The organism is Amycolatopsis sp. La24 (assembly GCF_029087445.1).
GTDB lineage: Bacteria > Actinomycetota > Actinomycetes > Mycobacteriales > Pseudonocardiaceae > Amycolatopsis > Amycolatopsis nivea.
Genome location: NZ_JARACH010000143.1, coordinates 1 through 1,382, shown reverse-complemented (window position 1 = coordinate 1,382; position 1,382 = coordinate 1). Strand labels below are relative to the sequence as shown.

The window sequence follows — 1,382 nt, the reverse complement described above, 5'->3', positions numbered from 1 at the left end:
GGGTCTATCCCATGATCGGTGTTCCGGCGTTGTTGATCAGTAGGTTTCGGCTCCCGGCCAGCGGTCACCGAACGTGATGGCGAATGCGTTGATCACGGGTTTCCAGCGCATCGTCCATCGGGCGCGGCCGGTCCCGGTCGGGTCCAGGCTGCGAGTCACAAGGTACAGGCATTTCATCGCGGCCTGCTCGGTCGGGAAGTGCCCGCGAGCGCGGACGGCCCGCCGGTAGCGGGCATTCAGTGATTCGATCGCGTTCGTCGAGCAGATCATGCGCCGGATTTCGATGTCGTAGTCGAGGAAGGGCACGAACTCTTCCCATGCGTTGCGCCACAGTCGAATCACGGCACCGTATTTGTTCCCCCATTTCTCTTCGAGAGCATTCAATGCGGCGAGTGCGGCGTCAGAATTGGGTGCCGTGTAGATTGGCTTGACGTCCCGCTTGACTGCATCCCAGTTCTGCCGTGCGACAAGGCGGAAGGTGTTGCGAATCAGATGGACGATGCATGTCTGGACGATGGTTTGCGGCCACACGTTCACGACGGTCTCCGGGAGGCCTTTGAGGCCGTCGCAGACGAGGAAGAACACGTCGCGGACGCCGCGGTTCTTCAGGTCGATCAGCACGCTCATCCAGAACTTCGCGCCTTCGCCGCCGACGCCCATCCAGAGGCCCAGGACGTCCTTGCGGCCGTCCACGGTCACGCCGATGGCCGCGTAGACCGGGCGGTTGGCGACTTGCCCGTCGCGGACCTTGACGTGGATCGCGTCGATGAACACCGCCGCGTAGACCGCGTCGAGCGGCCGGTTGCACCATTCCTGCATCTCGGCGATCACTTTGTCAGTGATCCGCGATATCGTCTCCTTGCTCACCGAAGCCCCGTAAATCTCATTGAAATGCGCCGAGATTTCCCCGGTTGTCATTCCTTTCGCGTACAGCGACAGCACGATCTCGTCCACATCGGCGAGCCGACGTTGCCGCTTCTTGACGATCTGAGGCTCGAAAGTGCTTTCCCGGTCCCTCGGCACGTCGATCCGCACCTCGCCGGCGGCATCCGAGAGCACGGTCTTCGGCCGGCTTCCATTTCGCACGTTGGTCGATTCCCGACTCGGATCGGCCTGGCGCTTCTCGTGACCGAGGTGCTCGGTCATTTCCTCGTTCAGTGCCGTTTCCAGCACGTTCTTGGTGAACAGCTTCAGCAGGCCGTCCGGGCCGGTCAACGCCAGCCCGCGAGCCTTCGCCTCGGCCACCATCGCCGCCGCGGCGGCCTGCTCCGGCGACAGCTCCCGCGCCGGCTTCTCGTCACGCTTACGTGGACTCACAAGCTCCGATGTCATCACTCACAGTGCCCATCCCGCCGGACCTCAGCCCGGCGTGTCGGGCCGGA

Annotated in this window: 1 protein-coding gene; it reads right to left on the bottom strand. The window is 63.3% G+C overall.

Translation table 11 applies throughout. From position 1 onward, the window contains the following. Window positions 1-36: 36 nt before the first annotated feature. The gene (locus tag PUT80_RS46195) at window positions 37-1,332 is read right to left on the bottom strand and encodes an IS256 family transposase (RefSeq protein ID WP_275295920.1); all 1,296 of its coding nucleotides are present in this window, start codon (window positions 1,330-1,332) and stop codon (window positions 37-39) included. Between the last annotated feature and the right edge of the window lie 50 nt (window positions 1,333-1,382).

Excerpts from the sequence above, each read along its gene's own strand:
- PUT80_RS46195 (WP_275295920.1), bottom strand. The coding sequence starts at position 1,332 with ATGACATCGGAGCTTGTGAGTCCACGTAAGCGTGACGAGAAGCCGGCG.